General features: G+C 35.5%; 20 protein-coding genes. All 20 read left to right on the top strand.

The annotated features are described in order from the left end of the window. Position 1: 1 nt before the first annotated feature. Complete coding sequence (gene flhB, locus KQI49_RS07940; protein WP_216487837.1) at positions 2 to 1,078, top strand: flagellar biosynthesis protein FlhB; 1,077 nt, start codon at positions 2 to 4, stop codon at positions 1,076 to 1,078. 48 nt (positions 1,079 to 1,126) lie between these two features. Beyond that, positions 1,127 to 3,169: a flagellar biosynthesis protein FlhA gene (gene flhA / locus KQI49_RS07935; protein ID WP_216487836.1), complete on the top strand. Its 2,043-nt coding sequence runs from the start codon at positions 1,127 to 1,129 to the stop codon at positions 3,167 to 3,169. Beyond that, positions 3,166 to 4,299: a flagellar biosynthesis GTPase FlhF gene (gene flhF / locus KQI49_RS07930; RefSeq protein WP_216487835.1), complete on the top strand. Its 1,134-nt coding sequence runs from the start codon at positions 3,166 to 3,168 to the stop codon at positions 4,297 to 4,299. The genes flhA and flhF overlap by 4 nt, the downstream gene beginning before the upstream one ends. Continuing rightward, entirely contained in the window at positions 4,292 to 5,158 is an 867-nt protein-coding gene (locus tag KQI49_RS07925) for a MinD/ParA family protein (protein WP_216487834.1), read from the top strand. The genes flhF and KQI49_RS07925 overlap by 8 nt, the downstream gene beginning before the upstream one ends. A 5-nt stretch (positions 5,159 to 5,163) precedes the next feature. After that, positions 5,164 to 6,222: a protein-glutamate methylesterase/protein-glutamine glutaminase gene (locus KQI49_RS07920; RefSeq protein ID WP_216487833.1), complete on the top strand. Its 1,059-nt coding sequence runs from the start codon at positions 5,164 to 5,166 to the stop codon at positions 6,220 to 6,222. A gap of 1 nt (position 6,223) precedes the next feature. Further along, the gene (locus KQI49_RS07915) at positions 6,224 to 8,245 is read left to right on the top strand and encodes a chemotaxis protein CheA (RefSeq protein WP_216487832.1); all 2,022 of its coding nucleotides are present in this window, start codon (positions 6,224 to 6,226) and stop codon (positions 8,243 to 8,245) included. Between the two features lie 92 nt (positions 8,246 to 8,337). Continuing rightward, positions 8,338 to 8,808 carry a chemotaxis protein CheW gene (locus tag KQI49_RS07910; protein ID WP_216487831.1) on the top strand — a complete coding sequence of 157 codons (471 nt, stop codon included), beginning with the start codon at positions 8,338 to 8,340 and terminating at the stop codon, positions 8,806 to 8,808. Between the two features lie 4 nt (positions 8,809 to 8,812). Beyond that, positions 8,813 to 9,448 (top strand): chemotaxis protein CheC, encoded by a 636-nt coding sequence (locus KQI49_RS07905; RefSeq protein WP_216487830.1) that lies wholly within the window; start codon positions 8,813 to 8,815, stop codon positions 9,446 to 9,448. Then, the gene (locus tag KQI49_RS07900) at positions 9,441 to 9,938 is read left to right on the top strand and encodes a chemotaxis protein CheD (RefSeq protein ID WP_216487829.1); all 498 of its coding nucleotides are present in this window, start codon (positions 9,441 to 9,443) and stop codon (positions 9,936 to 9,938) included. The genes KQI49_RS07905 and KQI49_RS07900 overlap by 8 nt, the downstream gene beginning before the upstream one ends. Positions 9,939 to 10,075: 137 nt before the next feature. Beyond that, positions 10,076 to 10,849, top strand: coding sequence for a FliA/WhiG family RNA polymerase sigma factor (locus tag KQI49_RS07895; protein ID WP_216487828.1), 774 nt, complete (start codon positions 10,076 to 10,078; stop codon positions 10,847 to 10,849). Positions 10,850 to 10,878: 29 nt separating this feature from the next. Next, complete coding sequence (locus KQI49_RS07890; RefSeq protein ID WP_216487827.1) at positions 10,879 to 12,249, top strand: flagellar assembly protein A; 1,371 nt, start codon at positions 10,879 to 10,881, stop codon at positions 12,247 to 12,249. Positions 12,250 to 12,325: 76 nt separating this feature from the next. Then, the gene (locus KQI49_RS07885; protein WP_216487826.1) at positions 12,326 to 12,637 is read left to right on the top strand and encodes a hypothetical protein; all 312 of its coding nucleotides are present in this window, start codon (positions 12,326 to 12,328) and stop codon (positions 12,635 to 12,637) included. A 10-nt stretch (positions 12,638 to 12,647) separates the two neighbouring features. Further along, positions 12,648 to 13,082 (top strand): DUF6115 domain-containing protein, encoded by a 435-nt coding sequence (locus KQI49_RS07880; protein ID WP_216487825.1) that lies wholly within the window; start codon positions 12,648 to 12,650, stop codon positions 13,080 to 13,082. A 173-nt stretch (positions 13,083 to 13,255) separates the two neighbouring features. After that, positions 13,256 to 14,026 (top strand): 30S ribosomal protein S2, encoded by a 771-nt coding sequence (rpsB, locus tag KQI49_RS07875; RefSeq protein ID WP_216487824.1) that lies wholly within the window; start codon positions 13,256 to 13,258, stop codon positions 14,024 to 14,026. A 103-nt stretch (positions 14,027 to 14,129) separates the two neighbouring features. Beyond that, complete coding sequence (gene tsf / locus KQI49_RS07870; RefSeq protein WP_216487823.1) at positions 14,130 to 15,017, top strand: translation elongation factor Ts; 888 nt, start codon at positions 14,130 to 14,132, stop codon at positions 15,015 to 15,017. Positions 15,018 to 15,146: 129 nt separating this feature from the next. Next, the gene (gene pyrH, locus KQI49_RS07865; protein WP_216487822.1) at positions 15,147 to 15,869 is read left to right on the top strand and encodes a UMP kinase; all 723 of its coding nucleotides are present in this window, start codon (positions 15,147 to 15,149) and stop codon (positions 15,867 to 15,869) included. Between the two features lies 1 nt (position 15,870). Then, on the top strand, positions 15,871 to 16,428 hold the full coding sequence (gene frr, locus KQI49_RS07860; protein ID WP_216487821.1) for a ribosome recycling factor: 558 nt from the start codon (positions 15,871 to 15,873) through the stop codon (positions 16,426 to 16,428). A gap of 219 nt (positions 16,429 to 16,647) precedes the next feature. Beyond that, positions 16,648 to 17,406 carry an undecaprenyl pyrophosphate synthase gene (locus tag KQI49_RS07855; RefSeq protein ID WP_216487820.1) on the top strand — a complete coding sequence of 253 codons (759 nt, stop codon included), beginning with the start codon at positions 16,648 to 16,650 and terminating at the stop codon, positions 17,404 to 17,406. A 15-nt stretch (positions 17,407 to 17,421) separates the two neighbouring features. Continuing rightward, on the top strand, positions 17,422 to 18,213 hold the full coding sequence (locus KQI49_RS07850) for a phosphatidate cytidylyltransferase (protein WP_216487819.1): 792 nt from the start codon (positions 17,422 to 17,424) through the stop codon (positions 18,211 to 18,213). 191 nt (positions 18,214 to 18,404) lie between these two features. Then, positions 18,405 to 19,667, top strand: coding sequence for an RIP metalloprotease RseP (rseP, locus tag KQI49_RS07845; RefSeq protein WP_216487818.1), 1,263 nt, complete (start codon positions 18,405 to 18,407; stop codon positions 19,665 to 19,667). Positions 19,668 to 19,808: the final 141 nt, after the last annotated feature.

The raw sequence follows: 19,808 nt of genomic DNA, 5'->3' as shown, positions 1-19,808 counted from the left end.
CTTGCGATTAAAACTAGATATACAATATTTTGCAGGAGAAAAAACTGAAAAAGCTACCCCTAAAAAAAGACAAGATGAACGAAAAAAAGGAAAGGTAGCAAAAAGCCAAGACGTCAATACAGCTATTCTCTTATTGTTTTCCTTCTCAATTTTATTTATTTTTGGCGGGATGATGAAAGAAAGCATGATGACACTCTACCGTCAAACGTTTACTGAATTTATTCATTGGGATTTAACAGAAAATAGCGTGCATCAAATATTTTCAGGAGCTTCTATAGAAGTGGCGAAGATGCTTGCACCGATTGTATTAATTGCCATCGTGGCTGGTCTTGCTTCTAATCTCATGCAAGTGGGTTTCCTGTTTACTGCCGAACCATTAAAGTTTGATCTTAAAAAAATTGATCCAATCCAAGGAGCAAAACGTATATTTTCGATTCGCGCTCTCGTGGAACTTTTAAAATCACTATTGAAAATAGTATTTATTGCTACTGTTACATTCGCTATCATATGGAAGTTTAAAGACGACATGATGATGATGGCTTTTAAAGATATTGAGGGAGCATTAAGCTTTTTTGGGAAGACGACCATCATTATGGGGATTTCGGCGACAATCGCTTTACTATTTTTATCTGTCTTTGATTATGCTTATCAACGTTATGATTTTGAAAAAAATATGCGCATGTCTAAACAAGATATTAAAGATGAGCATAAAAACATTGAGGGAGATCCTCTAATAAAATCAAAAATTAAAGAAAAGCAACGTCAAATGGCGATGAGACGCATGATGAGTGAGGTTCCTACAGCTGACGTCGTTATTACAAACCCGACACATTATGCTATAGCTATAAAGTATGATGAAGATAAAGCCACTGCGCCATATATTGTAGCTAAAGGTACCGATCAGGTTGCATTGAAAATTAAAGAAATTGCCAAAAATAATGATGTTGTGACAGTCGAAAACAGACCGCTAGCTAGATCATTATATAGTGAAACTGAAATCGGTGACCTAATACCGGAACATTTCTTTAAAGCCATTGCTGAGATACTTGCTTACGTATACCGATTAAATAATCGTTAAATCAGTCATACATATAATAACTTTTAAGTAATAAGGGGAGAACTCTTTATGAAAGCCCGCGATTTATCCGTTTTATTAGCTGTTATTTTAATCATTATTATGCTGGTCATTCCATTACCTGGATGGCTTTTAAGCATACTTATTTTATGTAATATATCGATTGCTCTCATCGTTATCTTAGTTTCCATGAATACGCAAGAATCCTTGCAATTTTCGATTTTTCCTTCTCTCCTGTTACTCTTGACGTTATTTAGGTTAGGATTAAACGTTTCTACCACAAGATCCATACTCTCCAAGGCAGATGCCGGTGGAGTGGTTGATACTTTTGGAAGTTTCGTTATTGGAGATAATCCGCTTGTAGGTTTTGTAGTATTTATTATTTTAGTTATTATTCAATTTTTAGTTATTACTAAAGGGGCAGAAAGGGTTTCAGAAGTGGCAGCTCGTTTTACTCTTGACGCAATGCCTGGTAAACAAATGAGTATTGATGCCGATTTAAATGCTGGACTTATAAGTGAACAACAAGCTAAAGAAAGAAGAGAAAAAGTGGAAAAGGAAGCCGATTTCCATGGTTCTATGGACGGTGCCAGTAAGTTTGTTAAAGGAGATGCGATTGCAGGGATCATTATTGTTTTGATCAATATAATCTTCGGCTTGATTATCGGTATGGTTCAAATGGATTTGACCTTTACAGAAGCGATCAATACATTTATGAGGCTTACCGTTGGCGATGGTTTAGTGAGTCAAATTCCAGCGTTGCTTATATCTACTGCAACCGGAATAGTTGTTACTCGCATATCAACATCTGAAGGCGGAAACTTAGGGAGTGATGTCACAGACCAATTGCTGCAATATCCAAAATTATTATTCATAGCAGCAGGCACTATATTTTTATTAGGGTTAACACCGATTAACTTTTTCTTAACAACGTCTATCGCTTTATTATTAGCGCTGAGTGCTTATTTATTGATGAGACAACAGACCGAAGAAGCGGTTACGTCTGATCCTGAAGTTGTCGAAGAAGAAGCTGAGGCATCAGCGATGAAATCTCCAGAGAATGTCGTGAATCTATTGAATCTTGATCCAATTGAGTTTGAATTTGGCTATGCTTTAATTCCACTTGTCGATGCAAAACAAGGTGGCGATCTACTTGATCGAGTCGTAATGATACGAAGGCAACTAGCTGTTGAACTTGGAGTAGTCATTCCTGTTGTCAGGATTAGGGATAATATTCAATTAAACCCTAATGAATACCGATTGAAAATTAAAGGAATCGAAGTGGCTAAGGATGAGCTATTATTAGATCATTATTTGGCCATGACACCAGATTTAGATGATGACATAGAAGGTATCGAAACAAGAGAGCCTGCTTTCGGATTACCGGCAAAATGGATTAGTGAAGAAAACAAAGATAGTGCAGAACTGTCAGGCTATACCGTAGTTGATCCACCATCCGTTATATCTACTCATATTACTGAAGTCATTAAACAACATGCACACGAACTTTTAGGACGACAAGAGACGAAACAACTTATTGACCATCTACAAGAGAATTACCCGATTTTAGTCGAAGAAGTTACACCAGAACCACTGGCTGTCGGAGAAATTCAGAAAGTGTTAAGTAAATTATTAAGAGAGAATGTTTCGATACGGAATTTGCCAGTTATATTTGAAACTTTAGCTGATTTTTCTAAACTGACAAATGATACAGAGCTTTTGGGGGAATATGTAAGACAGGCCCTATCCTCACAAATCACAGAACAATATGTTAAACAAGATATGTCTTTGAATGTCATTACGGTTACCGGAAAAGTCGAGAAATTAATCGCGGAAGGCATCCAACAAACAGAACATGGTAACTATCTTTCTTTAGATCCTAACGTACAGCAAGAGATAGTGAAAATAATCCATCAGGAAGTAGAGAAAGTGAGTCTTCAGGAAGAAGTGATTGTCTTATTATGTTCACCAGCGATACGCATGTATTTGAAACAATTATTGGATCGATTTTTGCCACAGGTTGTTGTCTTATCATATAACGAACTTGAACCAAGTGTTCAAGTTCAAAGTGTTGGGGTGGTGAATGTAGCATGAAGGTGAAAAAGTATGTCGCAGGAACAATGCCTGAAGCTATGAATTTAATAAGAAAAGAACTTGGCTCTGAAGCTGTTATTTTAAATTCCAAGGAAATTCAACAAGGAGGAATACTGGGATTCTTTAAAAAGAAGAAGATTGAAGTTTATGCTGGCTTAGATGAAGATGCAACCGAGAAAAAAGAATTGAACATTAATAAGACATCACAACCAAGCAAACTATCGACATTAGCTTCTTCAAATGAAATAGATTCCAATCACACAGTACTAAATGAGATTAATTATTTGAAAAAATTAATTGAAAAGCAATCACAAGATAAAGAAACAACTTCTTTTCCAGCTGCTTATCAATTCATGTATGAACATTTAATTTATCAAGAAGTAATGGGACCTTTAGCAAGAGATGTCATGACCAACGTCATCTCCTATCATGAGGAAAATAATATTGACCCAACTACTGAAAATATCAAACTGCAAGTAAATGACGAAATATCTATGAGATTAGAGCATTATCCTTTTCAAGGAGTCACCTATGATAAGAAAATCATTCAGTTTGTCGGACCTACAGGAGTTGGAAAAACGACAACCATAGCAAAAGTAGCCGCAAAGAGCGTGTTGGAGGATTACAAACAAGTTGCCTTTATCACAACTGACACATATCGTATTGCAGCAATTGAGCAGTTAAAAACCTACGCTAAAATATTGGATGTTCCAGTGGAAGTTGCCTATACACCTATTGATGTACAAAAAGCAATCGATAAATATTCTTCCTATGATCTTATATTAGTTGATACAGCAGGAAGAAACTTTCGCGAAGACCAATACATCAAAAAACTTCAAGATGAGACACTCATAAAAGAAGAGACCGAAACATATCTTGTTTTATCATTAACAGCCAAGCAAAAGGATTTACTAGATATACAAAAACAATTTCAATCTCTTCCTATTAAAGCCTTGATTTTTACAAAATTGGATGAAACAACACAATATGGTAGTTTATTATCGATAGTTTCAGAAATGAATAAAGGAATCGCATATGTAACAAACGGTCAAGATGTCCCTGATGATTTATCTGAACCTAGACCTGAAGAAATTGCGGAATTAATTACTGGAGACTATTTCAATGACTGATCAAGCTGAGAATTTACGTCAAAAGTTAACCATTAAGCAAAGGCAAAAATCGGCCAAGACTTTATGTTTTATCAGTGGTAAAGGCGGAGTAGGAAAATCTAATGTAGCATTAAACTTTGCGATTGAATTACAACAGCAAAGAAAAAAGGTCTTACTAATCGATTTAGATATCGGGATGGGAAATATTGATGTTTTATTAGGTATCTCGTCTGAAAAGACTATTGCTGATTTGTTTGAAAAAGGTGTTCCAGTAAGCGAAGTTACCAATACTAGTCCAAAAGGTGTTGACTTTATCTCTGGCGGTAGTGGTTTGAAGACTATCTTTAATTTGGATAAGCAGAAACGAGAAACATTTTTCATGCAATATAACAAACTAGTCGGCGAATATGACTATATAATCTTTGATATCGGAGCAGGGGTTACCGAAGATAGTATGCACTTTATACTAGCAGCAGATGAGTGTATTGTTGTGATTACCCCTGAGCCAACATCAATTACAGATGGGTATGGAATAATTAAGCATGTTGTAACTAATCAACCAGATATGCCGATATATGTCGTGATGAACCGTAGCCGTACGGAAGTTTCAGGGCGAAAGGCTAGCCGTAAATTCAAACAAGTTATTTGGAACTTTTTGAAAAAGGATATTAAGACAATTGCTATTTTACCCGATGATAAATTTGTTTCTATGGCGGTGATGAAGCAAGTTCCTTTTGTTCTATTAAATAAACGAGCTCCTATAACAATAGCAATGAGAAACATGGTGAAAAATTTTTTGGCAATTCATAGCCCCGACACGAATCAAGAAATATCGTTGTCTTTTATTCAAAAATTAAAAGCACTAATTAAAGAGAGGTAAATGGTATGCATAAAGTGCGTGTCCTAGTCATTGATGATTCGGCCTTTATGAGAAAAATGATTACAGATATTTTATCAAGCGATGATCGATTACATGTTATTGACACGGCCCGTAACGGAGAAATGGGCTTAAAAAAAATAAAACAATATAATCCAGATGTTGTTACTTTAGATGTTGAAATGCCAGTGATGGATGGCATAACAACTTTAAAAAAAATAATGGAAACCCATCCTTTACCGGTTATTATGCTTGCAAGTGTGACAGGACTTGGAGCTAATAAAACTGTGGAAGCGATAACCAATGGAGCAGTAGATTTTATTACAAAGCCATCAGGTTCTATTTCTTTAGATATTAAAAAGATTAAGAATGAACTCATTACCAAAGTACTTGCTGCCACAGAGATAAAACATAAACATATGAAATCAAAAGAATTGGATAAGTCTACGCCAGTTTCCAAACACATGTTGAATCATCAAAGGACAATCATAGCGATTGGCTCATCTACAGGTGGACCAAAGGCTTTACAAAGTGTTTTGACTAAGATTCCAAAAGTAAATGTTCCCCCTATTTTGATAGTCCAGCATATGCCTGAAAAATTCACTAAGTCATTAGCTAATCGATTAAATGCCCTAGCAAGTATCCGGGTTAAAGAAGCCGTTCATGGTGAAGTTATTCAGAGCGGGACGGCATATATCGCACCAGGAAATCAACATTTAAAGGTTCGCTCTATGGGAACGTCTAATACCATTGATTTAACACAGGACCCTCATGTCAATGGACATCGTCCTTCAGTCAATGTTTTGTTTGAGTCTATTGCACATATAGAAAAGGTAAATAAAATTGCAATCGTGTTAACTGGCATGGGAAGTGATGGTTCTCAAGGGATAGAATATATAATGAAGAAAGACCCTAAAGCGATTATTGTTGCTGAATCGGCTGAATCGGCAGTTATTAATGGAATGCCAAAAGCAGCCCTTAATACCGGTTATGTCACTTCAATTGTACACTTGCACGAAATAGGCTCTTTTATTGAAAATATTATTAGTAAACCGGGAGAGATGTAAAATGGATACCGCAGACTATTTAGACGTTTTCATCGATGAAAGTAGGGAACATTTGGATGTTTTATATCAACAATTACTAGAGTTAGAGAATCATCCCACTGATATGTCTATTATAGAAGAAATCTTTCGAGCAGCTCACACGTTAAAAGGTATGGCTGCGACGATGGGGTACGAAAGCTTAGCTAATTTAACACATAAACTTGAAAATATTTTCGATGGGATACGTGATGAAAAAATCCAAGTTAGTACTGAAACGATGGATGTGTTATTTGAATCAGTAGATGATTTAAACAGGATGGTAGAGGATATCTCGGGTGGAGGGAATGGTTCTAAGGAAATAAGTAAGATTGTAGAATCGTTAGATGAAATTGAAGAAGGTAAGAATAGAGCGGAATCAAATGTCGATCTGACGAAAAATGCTCCTACTATAGCCAAATCAGAAAACACTTTACGTTCAATCAAAGAGCTAGATGAATTTGAACTATCTATTTTAAAAGAATCCGAAAATCGTGAATTTATCAATTATGAAATTACTGTTCACTTGAATAAAGATTGTTTACTTAAAGGTGCCCGAACCTTAATGGTTTTTAATGTACTTGAAAGAATGGGTGAAGTGATAAAAGCAGAACCTCCTGTACATGAATTAGAGGAGGAAAATTTTGATTCAATATTTACTGTTATTTTTGTATCAAAACTGGATGAAAACGAAATGAGAGAAATGATTTTAACAGTATCTGAGATTGACAAAGTTACTATCCAACCATTCTCGATCCAAAACTATGAGAAAGAAGAAGGTAGCAACAACTCGCTCTTGCCCCGTAATGATAATAATAAAGAGAAAGAAATTGTGAAACGAACAAATCGTGCAGCTTCTAAGACTATTAGAGTAAGAATTGATCGACTCAATACTTTAATGAATTTGTTTGAAGAGCTTGTCATCGATCGAGGACGTTTGGAGCAAATATCGCAAGAATTTGAACATCAAGATTTACGAGAAACTGTAGAGCGCATGTCTAGGATTTCAGGTGACTTGCAAAATGTCATATTAACCATGCGTATGGTGCCGATTGATCAAGTGTTTAGTCGTTTTCCGAATATGATTCGTAGTTTATCAAGGGAGTTACATAAAAAGATTAACATAAATATTGTCGGAGCAGATACTGAGTTAGATCGGACAGTTATAGATGAAATTGGCGATCCGCTCATCCATTTATTAAGAAATGCGGTAGATCACGGAGTAGAAACTCCAGACATCCGCCAGACGCGCGGTAAACCGGAAGAAGGTACTATTAGACTGGAAGCTTATCATAGCGGAAATCATGTCATCATAGAAATCGCGGATGATGGAGGTGGCATAAATAAAGAGGCTGTACTCAACAAAGCGCTACAAAATGAACTCATCACTGAACAGGAGGTCAGAAGTTTATCTGATCAAGAAGTCAATGAACTCATCTTAGCTAGCGGTTTTTCCACCGCTGAAACAGTGTCAGATATCTCTGGTAGGGGAGTTGGTTTAGATGTTGTGAAAAACACGATTGAGTCATTAGGCGGAAGTATAGCAATTGAATCAGAATTTGGAAAGGGAACGATATTTACTGTTCAATTACCACTTACATTATCGATTATTTCAGCGATGCTAGTGGACGTAGAAAAAGAAAAGTACGCTATTCCCTTATCTTCAATCATTGAAACAGCGATTATGAAAAAGAGTGATGTATTCTCTGCTCGAAATAAACAGGTCATTGATTTTAGAGGTAAGATAGTTCCTCTGGTTTTCTTGAAAGATTTATTTTCGATTCCCTTAGACAATGACAAGGCTGAAGTGGAGTATCTGTCAATTGTCGTTGTTAAAAAAGGTGAAAGACTAGCCGGTTTGGTTGTAGATTCATTTATAGGTCAGCAAGAAATCGTCTTAAAATCTCTTGGTGACTATTTAACAAATGTCTTTGCCATCTCAGGGGCTACCATACTTGGCGATGGTCAAGTAGCATTAATCGTTGATAGTGATGTCTTAATAAAGTGAAACTTCAATCAGTGGGGTTTTCATACTTCCACCACTGAGTGTTAGTTAACCTACGATAAAATAGTAAATTATATTTATAAGGAGGCTTTAACATGAAAAGTAGTTCAGCTTTAGATAAAAAAGTTATTGTATTTCAACTGAAAGATGAAGAATTTGCCGTTTCCGTACAACAAGTTGGTGGAATTGAACGAATGCTCCCGATTACAAGAGTGCCTCAAACGGCTGAATTTGTTAAAGGGGTTATCAATCTTAGAGGAGTGGTGACACCTGTCATAGATTTAAGAAAAAGATTTGATATTGAAGAAATTCCTTATGATGAGTCCACAAGGATAATTCTTGTTCATCTTGATGATATGGAAGTTGGTTTGATTGTAGATGCAGCAAATGATGTGATTGATATTCCGGAGGATGCGATTGAGCCGGCACCTGATGTTATCGGAGCAGTAAATGTGGATTATATTGATGGTGTCGCTAAACTTGATAACCGCCTATTAATCTTACTTAATTTAAATTGTGTTCTTTCAAACGATGAAGTTGACGATTTAAAAAGTGTGAAAGGTTAATACAATGAGTCATACCGGATTAACAAATTTAGAATTAGACGTTTTAAAAGAAGTTGGAAATATTGGTGCAGGTAATGCAGCAACCTCAATGTCGCAATTAATTAATAAGAAAGTGGACATGCAAGTCCCATCTGTAAAAGTCGTTGCATTTGATGAAGTGATGAACATTATTGGGGGTCCAGAAGAACTTATAGTTGCAATCATGTTCCATATAGAAGGAGATACACCTGGAACGGTTTATTTTATTCTTTCAAAGGAAGAAGCAGAGCAATTGGTTAGCAAGATGATGCCTGAGCAAGCTGTAACTAACTTTAAGGGTACGGAAGTGAATCCATTAGCCATTTCCATTTTACAAGAAGCCGGAAATATATTGACAGGGTCATATTTAACAGCATTATCTGATTTCTTAAATTTAGATATGCAGCCATCAATTCCTTATTTTGGTTGTGATATGGCAGGAGCGATTTTATCAGTGGGCCTTGTTGAAATATCTGAAGTTACAGATTATGCCATTATCATCGATACTAAGATAAATGATCATGATATGGTGAGTGGAATAAATGGTCAATTCTTTTTTATGCTAGAACCAGAATCTCTGTCAAAAATATTTAATTCACTAGGAATCAATAATTATGATTGAAACCCGTGACGTAATAAAAGTTGGTATCGCTGATTTGAATATTGTTAAGGCACCTAACATGATTCGCACATCAGGTCTTGGATCATGTGTCGGTGTTGTCATTTATGACCTTCCAAATAAAATAGCTGGGTTAGCCCATGTTATGTTGCCCGATTCTGCCTTAGCAAAGGAACCCAAGAAAAACATTTATAAATATGCTGATACCGCTGTTGTATATTTAATTGAATTACTTCTCAATAATGGTGCGTCAAAATACTCACTAAAAGCGAAACTAGCGGGTGGAGCACAGATGTTCCAATTCACAGCAAACTCAAGCACAATGCGGATTGGACCGAGGAATATTGAAGCTGTAGAAAAAGCATTAAATACTTATAAAATTCCTGTGGTAGGGTCTGATCTTGGAGGGAATAGTGGTAGAACAATAGAATTCAATCCCGCCACTGGTTATTTAAATATCCGGACCATTAATAAAGGGGAAAAGGATATTTAAAATAGTTGTTTTTTATAACAGCGAATGCTTTACATTACCTTTCGAATACTATTTAAAATTAGTTGGAGAGACTGTTTTTTAAGTTACTTATTCGTTCATGAAAAGAATCTTATTTAAGGAGAGAGGAGCGGTAAAGAATGACTTCTAATCATAAACAATCTCCTCTAGAAGATGTGCTATGGGATAGGTGGTCGAACAATGATGAAGAAGCAGCAAACGACCTTATTAAACATTATATGTATCTCGTTGTTTTTCACGTGGACCGTGTAGCAAGCCATGTTCCTAGTACAGTAAATCGAGAAGATCTTAAAAGCTTCGGTCTTCATGGATTATATGATGCGTTAAAAAAGTTTGACATTAAGCGTAATTTAAAGTTCGATACGTATGCCTCTTTTAGAATTCGCGGTGCTATTATTGATGGACTAAGAAAAGAAGACTGGCTTTCACGAGCAACAAGAGATAAAGCGAAGAGAGTCTCAGAGGTTTCTCAAATTTTAGAGCAGGAGTTGCAAAGAAGCCCAACGGCAGAAGAAATTGCGGGTAAGGTTGGTTTGACTGTTGAAGAGGTTGAATCCTCAGTTCGGGATACTATTTTTTCAAATGTATTATCAATTGATGAAAAACCACGAACACACGGGATGGATTACCAGGAAGGGATAGGTTATTCGATCCCAGATGGGAAAACTGTATCACCGGATGAGTATATAGAGAGTAATGAAATAAGCAGTGAGCTTGCCAATTCATTAAAAGCATTAAATGATAACGAGCAATTGGTTATAAGCTTATTTTATTACGAAGAATTAACATTAACTGAAATAGGACGCGTCATGGAACTTACAACTTCTAGAATTTCACAAATTCATAAAACTGCTATCTTTAAATTGAGAAAAACACTTAAAAAGATAGTATAAATAATTATTCTAGATTTGGGGGGAGATGGGTGGAACAGCTAAAAAAATATTTTTATGTAAGCGTAGCAAATGATGATATGCATGCCGAGCTACATTGCACAGATCAGTACAGTGACAAATTAGAATCGGATGTCAATTCAATTAAAATGTTTTTAGAAGAATTTAATGTCAAAACTGGCATTAAAGAAGAAATTATTCAATTACTTTTAAATAACAATTTTACTAAAGATGATTTTCCTGTAATGATAGCAAAAGGAAATTATCCGGAGCAGGGACAAGATGGTTATGTTGAATATAACTTGAATCTTGAAACCCAGGTTGCTCATAAAGAAAATATAGATTTTAGGGAAGTGATGCGAATACCTTCAGTCACTAAGGGAGAAAAATTAGCTACAATCATCCATCCAACTGAAGGTATCGATGGGCAGGATGTAAGAGGGAGAACTGTAAGAGCGCGTCCAGGTAAAACGGCTCCGGAAAAAGCGGGGAAAAATGTAGTATATAAAGAAAGCAATTCTTCTTTTTATGCAGCATCTGATGGCCAAATCAATGTAACAAAACATCGTATTAATATCCATTCCGTTTTCGAAGTTAAGGAAGCACTTTCAATGAAAACTGGTAACCTAGACTTTATTGGCTCTGTCATAATTCATGGCGATATCCCTTCAGGTTTCACAGTCAAAGCAGAAGGGGATATAAAGGTTTTTGGTATAGTTGAAGCAGCAACCGTCATTGCTGGCGGGTCAGTTTATATTTCCGAGGGGATAGCTGGTTTACTTAAGGGATCGATTACGGCTTCAGAAAATATCCATGTTGGTTATATTAATCAGGGAATAGTCTACGCAGGAGAAAACCTTTACGTAGAGAACTCTATCATCCATAGTGAATGCACAGCTAAAAAAAATGTATTGTGTAAACAAGGCAATATTATAGGAGGATCAACCTCTGCCGGGGTATCTATTGCAGCAAAAGACATAGGCAACAGATTAAGTACTAAAACAGAGATTTCATTTGGGTACGACAAATCTACTTTTGAACAGGAACAGCAATTGATTGCTAAAAAGAAAGAATTAGAACAAACGTTAAACAAGCTTAAGATTTTAGGAGAAAAACTAAATCAAAATACTCAATTAAAAGAAAATCCTAAACATCGAATTACCCTACTCAGGCAAAAAAACTCATATCAAAAGACAGAAGAAAGTTTATTACAGGTAAAGGAAGACTTATTTATGATTAATGCTTTTCTAGGAAGTGAAGAAGAAGCAAAGTTAAAAGTAAATAATAAAATTTATCCTAATACATTTGTAACTTTCGGTAAATACAAACAAGAAATTAAAGAAATAAGAAAAAATATAGAATTAACGTTTGATAAAAATGAAGTCATTATAAAAAACACCTAAAATTTTCTTTGCCCTTAATTTTTTCAACTAAGAATATCCTCATAAATTCTTATAATATTGCTGTGAGGTGAAGTTTATGAGTTGGAAATCGGTAGAAATGCAAGTTGCGCTCCCTAGAACTCAAGACGCGGGAAGAATTCAAGATCAAATGACCAAACAAAACCAACAATTTCAACAGACACTTTCAGAACAACAATTAAAAGAAGAGAAAATAAAGCAACATATAGTAAATGAGCATGAAGATGTAGAAGGTATTAATAAAGATAAAGAACGAGAAGAATCAAATTCACAGGACGAAGAAAACAGTAACAATAAAGATGAAGAGAAAAAGAGTAAAAAAGAGATGCAGCATCCATATTTAGGTGCTAATATAGACTATAGTAGATAGAAGGGATAACATGCTATCAATCATTCTATTCTTCAGTTTCTTTTTACATATTGTCGCTTTTTGGATGATCTATTCCTTACATAATAAGCTGAAGCAAAATCATTCAACAGACTTGGAAGAAATTAGTGAACTATTGGAATTATACTTAGATGAATTGAAAGAAGAAAACAAACAGCTTATGGATGAACTTAACAATAATAAGTCTTTTTCATCACAAGAAAAGGAATTTGAGGTAATTGAGGATGAACTAAACAATCATCCTGTTCAAAACGACGAACTTCCTTTAGAAAAAGTAGATTTAATGGAGACCTCACTAGAAGCTGAAGTTTTACATCTTCATCAAAAGATGTATACGCCTAATGATATAGCTCGAAAATTGAATTGTGGAAAAACGGAAGTAGAATTAATTATTAAATTTCATGAAAAAAAGGACGCTAATACTTGATAGCTATTTTTCATTATGGTATATTTATTTATGGTGTAAATAGAGTGTAATAGATAAAACGCTATTTAAAACACACGCTTGTTGATTTGTAAATTGGTGCCATTCTTTTAAGAAAGGTCTTTTACGAATAGGATGCAAGCGGAGGATAAAAAAACCAATAGGAGGAATAAGAAATGGCAGTAATTTCCATGAAGCAACTTTTAGAAGCTGGTGTACATTTTGGACACCAAACACGCCGTTGGAATCCGAAGATGAAAAAATATATTTTCACAGAACGTAACGGCATCTATATCATCGACTTACAAAAAACAGTTAAAATGGTGGAGACAGCCTATAACTATGTTAAAGACTTAGCCGCTGATGGTGGTACAGTTCTTTTTGTAGGTACAAAAAAACAAGCGCAAGAATCAGTGCGTGACGAAGCAATCCGTTCTGGAATGTACTATGTTAACCAACGTTGGTTAGGTGGTACACTTACTAACTTCAAAACAATCCGTAAAAGTATCAATCGTTTAAAAGATATCGAGCGTATGGAAGAAGATGGAACTTTCGAAGTACTACCTAAGAAAGAAGTTGTAGATTTATTAAAAGAAAAAGAGCGTCTTGTTAAGTTCTTAGGTGGAATTAAGGATATGAAAAAACTTCCTGATGCCCTATTTGTTGTAGATCCACGTAAAGAGCGTATCGCTATTGCAGAAGCAAGAAAGTTAAACATCCCAATTATCGGTATTGTAGATACAAACTGTGATCCGGATGAAATTGACTATGTCATTCCTGCAAATGACGATGCTATTCGTGCTGTGAAACTTCTAACATCTAAGATGGCTGATGCTATTTTAGAGGTGAAACAGGGAGAAGAATTAGAAGAAGCTCCGGAAGAAAATGAAGAATTGAGCACTGAACAAGCTGAAACAGAACAAGCAGAAGAAGTTGAATCAGAGTAAGCATAAAGGTAGGTGATAAGAGGATAAACCTTTTATCACCTTTTTTAAAGAGAGATCATTAATCAAATACGTCAATGAGTCACTTTACAAGGAGGATAATAAAATGCAAATAACTGCAAAAATGGTAAAAGAACTTCGCGAAAAAACTGGTGTAGGTATGATGGACTGTAAAAAAGCTTTACAGGAAACTGATGGTAATATGGAAAAAGCTGTAGATTATCTACGTGAAAAAGGTATGGCCACAGCTGCTAAAAAAGCTGACCGTATTGCGGCAGAAGGTTCAACTTATATTGCAACCGATAATAATACAGCTGTTCTTTTAGAAGTTAACTGTGAAACAGACTTTGTTACTAAAAACGAACAATTCAAACAGTTATTAACTGAGCTAGGAAACCATCTCCTAAGTCAAAAACCAGAAGATGTTGAAACAGCATTACAACAAAAACTTAATGGTGAGGGCGAATCAGTAGAAGAGCATATTAATTCTTTTGTTGCTAAAATAGGTGAAAAAATTTCTCTTCGTCGTTTTAATATATTCACTAAAACTGATCAAGATGCATTCGGTGCTTATCTTCACATGGGTGGACGTATTGGAGCGCTTGCTTTACTAGAAGGTACGACTGAAGAAGACGCTGCGAAAGACGTAGCCATGCATGTTGCTGCTGTTAACCCGCGCTATATCTCTAGAGAAGATGTATCTGAAGAAGAAGTGAATCATGAACGTGAACTATTAAAAACACAAGCATTAAATGAAGGTAAACCTGAAAAAATTGTTGAGAAAATGGTTGAAGGTCGCCTTGGCAAATTCTTTGAAGAGATTTGCTTAACTGAACAAGATTTTGTTAAAAACCCTGATCAAACAGTTAAAGACTTTGTCTCTGAAAAAGGGGCTACAGTTAAAGAGTTTGTTCGCTATGAGGTTGGCGAAGGTATGGAGAAACGTGAAGAAAACTTCGCAGATGAAGTTATGAGCCAAATGAAAAACAACTAATTCTAAGTTAACATAATAATAACATAGAAGTTATTATATAAACTTAAATAGGGAACATTTAATGTTCCCTATTTCTCAATAATGACATCCAATTCTTGTTTTTACATTATAGTTTTTATGGAGGTTATCATGACAGCAGCACGTTACCAAAGAATTGTACTTAAATTAAGTGGAGAAGCTCTTAGTGGTAAACAAGGTTATGGAATTGAACCATCTGTCATTCAGTCAATCGCCTCACAAGTTAAAGAGATTGTGGAACTAAGTGTAGAGGTTGCTGTAGTTGTAGGTGGTGGCAATATTTGGCGTGGAAAAGTCGGCAGCGAAATGGGGATGGACCGTGCCTCAGCAGACTATATGGGTATGCTTGCTACCGTTATGAACTCGCTTGCTTTGCAAGATAGTTTAGAAGCTATTGGCATTCCAACCAGGGTTCAAACATCAATTGAAATGAGACAAGTGGCAGAGCCCTATATAAGAAGAAAAGCGATAAGACATCTTGAAAAGAAACGTGTTGTCATATTTGCGGCAGGTACAGGAAATCCATATTTTTCAACTGATACAACTGCAGCTTTACGTGCAGCAGAGATAGAAGCTGATGTCATATTAATGGCGAAAAATAATGTTGACGGCGTCTACTCTGACGATCCAATGGTTAATAAGCAAGCACGTAAGTATGAACAGTTGTCATATATGGATCTTCTAAATGAAGGGCTCGGTGTTATGGATTCGACAGCATCTTCATTATGTATGGATAATAATATACCATTGGTTGTCTTTTCAATTACAGAAGAAGGCAATATTAAAAAAGTTGTTCAAGGCCAGCCAATCGGGACTACAATAAGGGGGAAGTAAGATGACGAACTCAATTATAAATGATATGAAAGAAAAAATGTCAATGGCCACACAAGCATTTACTAGAAATTTGGCAACTGTAAGAACAGGTCGCGCTAATCCTAACATTTTGGATAATATTTATGTTGAATATTATGGTGCACCCACCCCGCTAAATCAGTTGGCAACTGTATCTGCGCCAGAGGCACGCCTACTTGTTATTACACCTTTCGATAAAACGGCTATTGGAGAAATTGAAAAGGCAATCCAAAAGGCAGATATTGGATTAACTCCTTCTAATGACGGTAATTTAATCCGTATTAGCATCCCTGCTTTAACAGAAGAAAGAAGGAAAGAACTTGTGAAGGTTGTCGGCAAGTATGCAGAAGAATCACGTGTTCAAATTAGAAATAATCGCCGCGAAGCTAATGACCTATTAAGAAAGGCAGAGAAAGATGGCGACCTAACAGAGGATGAATTACGTGCAGGTGAAGATAATGTTCAAAAACAGACCGATAAATTTATTGATGAAATAGATCAACTTGTTAAAACTAAAGAAGAAGAAATTATGGAAGTTTAAATATCAGCTTTAGTTTAGTAGCGCGAGTTGAAAAATAAGATGCTTTAGCCCTCTTGTTTAAGGGGGCTTTTGTACTTTTTTAGTGAAAAAAACACCATTGATCTCTTTTAATGTTATAATAAAATTTACTATCCAACTAACTAGAAAGCATATATTATTTGTACATACATAGTTATTAAAGATAGAATGAGTTTGCAGTTAATATTTGGAGGACCAATTATGTCATTTAAACTTCCTTTTATAAAGAGTAAAAAAAAGCCCGAAGGAGACACGGAAATAATTAACGTTCCACGACACGTTGCCATAATTATGGATGGTAATGGAAGATGGGCTAAAAAAAGGGGACTACCCCGTATTGCAGGACATAAAGAAGGTGTGGATGTTGTTCAGCAGACGGTAAGAACAGCTTCAAACTACAATATAAAAATACTAACTTTATTTGCATTTTCCACGGAAAATTGGAAAAGACCCAAACCAGAAGTTCAATTCCTGATGAAGCTTCCAAAACAATTCCTAAATACTTACCTACCTGAGTTAATGGAAAAAAATGTTCGAGTTGAGACGATAGGACGGTTTGATACATTGCCATCCCAAACAAAAGAGGCAATACAGGACGCAAAGGAGAAAACGAAAAATAATGATGGTTTATTATTAAACTTTGCGATAAACTATGGTGGGAGAGATGAAATTATACAAGCTGTTAAAAAAATGACTAAGGAAATTGAGAATAACCAATTAAACATAGAAGAGCTTGATGAAAATGAATTTTCGAATTATCTTTATACAAAAAATCTAGAAGATCCAGACTTATTAATAAGAACTAGTGGTGAGAGACGCCTTAGCAATTTTCTGTTATGGCAACTGGCTTATACGGAATTTTGGTTTACGGATGTATTGTGGCCTGATTTTAGAGAAGAGGTCTTTATTCAAGCATTGAAAGATTATGAAAATCGTAAAAGGCGTTATGGAGGTATTTAAGGTGATGAGCAAGTTATGAAGCAACGAATTATTACAGCGTTTTTAGCATTAATCCTATTTATTCCTCTCACACTTTATGGTGACTGGCCTTTTTCTATTTTTGTCTACCTTATTGCATCGATTGGATTATGGGAATTATTAAGAATGAAAGAGACTCAAAAATATTTATTTCCAACTTTATTATCTGTTGCCATGCTGTGGATTATCCTGGCACCCGTATCGATTAGTGAATCCTTTACATGGTTTAATAAGTCGGAAATTATCATGATCTTCGTTTTAATCTTATTGTCCTATACCGTTTTAAAGAAAAACAAATTTACATTTGATGATGCAGGATTTATTCTTTTGGCAACACTGTATGTAGGAATAGGATTCTCTTATTTTCTTGAAACACGACATAGTATAAATGGACTTGCAACAATGTTGTATGCTTTATTCATTGTCTGGGCTACAGATACGGGGGCATACTTTTTCGGTAAGGCATTCGGTAAACATAAACTGTGGCCTAAAATCAGTCCCAATAAAACGGTTGAAGGTGCTGTAGGAGGCATTATTCTTGCCGTTATTATTGCAATCGTTTTTAATTTGGTTCATCCATTCAACTACACCCTTGTAACGATTATCGGAGTGACGATTTTAGCTTCCATTTTCGGCCAAATTGGGGATTTAGTTGAGTCAGCTTTCAAACGACATTTTCAAGTTAAAGATTCTGGTACTATTTTGCCTGGACACGGAGGTATATTAGATCGTTTTGACAGTATTATGTTCGTTTTCCCTTTACTTCATTTTATTCAATTTATTTCTTGAAATAATTTGGAGCTCATATGTTGAAGGAAGACCAATTAACAGGTTAAAATGAAATGATGCTGTATTACTAATCCCAAATATATTTGATTTTGATAAAAGAGTGACGGCTTGATGTATTGATAGAACTAAATTACTGAATGAATGATGTTTTTCACTATCACATACACCTAATTCGAAGGAAGGTGCGTTGTTTGAACACAATTATAGCATTTATTTTAATGTTCGGTCTGCTAGTGTTTATTCATGAGTTTGGCCATATGATATTCGCAAAACGGGCAGGCATGTTAGTGCGAGAATTTGCTATTGGATTTGGTCCGAAAGTATTCGACTTTACTAAAAATGAAACAGTCTATACAATTCGTTTACTACCTATTGGAGGATATGTCCGAGTTGCGGGTGAGGATCCAGAAATTATCGAGCTTAAACCAGGTCATCATATTGGAATAGAATTTAACGATGAAGGTAAAGTGAAAAATATAATCGTTAATAATAAGGATAAACATCCGAACGCCCGGGTGATTGAAGTAGAATATGTTGACTTGGATCATGATTTAGTTATTGAAGGCTATGATGTTGGTGAGCATGAAGAAAAACTAAAATTTGACGTTGATCGTAAAGCCGATTTTATTATGGATGAGGTTAGAACACAAATCGCACCATACGATCGTCAGTTTGCATCAAAAAGTGTTGGTAAACGTGCCATGCAACTGTTCGCTGGACCTATGATGAACTTTTTGTTAGCTTTGCTAATCTTCTGTATTATAGGTCTTATACATGGGGTACCTGTTAAGAATGCACTAATTGGTGAAGTTCATCCAGATACACCTGCTGAGGAAGCAGGTATTCAAAGTGGCGATGAGATTGTACAATTAAATGGTGAACAAATTTCTACTTGGGATAAATTCACGAGCATTATTGAAAATAACCCAGAGAAAGAAGTGGACCTTACTGTAAAACGTGGCGATAAAACAGAATCCTTAGCAGTGGTTCCGGCAAAAGTAGAATTACAGGAAGATATGTATATAGGACAAGTCGGGGTAACACCTGCTTTTGAAAAATCATTTTTCAGATCATTCACCTATGGAATCGATCAAACATATGACATTACAAAATTGATCTTAACTAATCTTGGAATGTTAATTACTGGTCAATATTCTATCGAAATGCTTTCTGGTCCGGTAGGAATATATGATGCAACAGACCAAGTAGTACAAACAGGTTTTATGAATTTTATGATGTGGACGGCTATGTTAAGTATAAATCTTGGGATAGTTAATTTAGTTCCATTACCTGCTTTAGATGGTGGACGTCTTCTATTTGTAGGAATTGAAGCTGTTAGAGGTAAGCCCATTGATCCGCAAAAAGAAGGCTTGGTCCATTTCGTCGGATTTGCTTTGCTTATGTTACTGATGATTGTCGTAACATGGAACGATATCCAGCGTTTATTTTTATAAATCATGTCGGGCCAATAAAACCCTTGTCGCAATAGAAAGACAAGGGTTTTCCATTGATAATATTACATGTGATAAACATATCCATGTCATTACATATCATCATAAACTGTGACACAGTGAAGAGAATTTATGTAGCCTTGC

This window comes from Virgibacillus sp. MSJ-26 (assembly GCF_018918075.1).
Classification (GTDB): domain Bacteria; phylum Bacillota; class Bacilli; order Bacillales; family Amphibacillaceae; genus MSJ-26.
The sequence above is the reverse complement of the archived record's forward strand: the minus strand, read 5'-3'. Positions and strand labels throughout refer to the sequence as shown.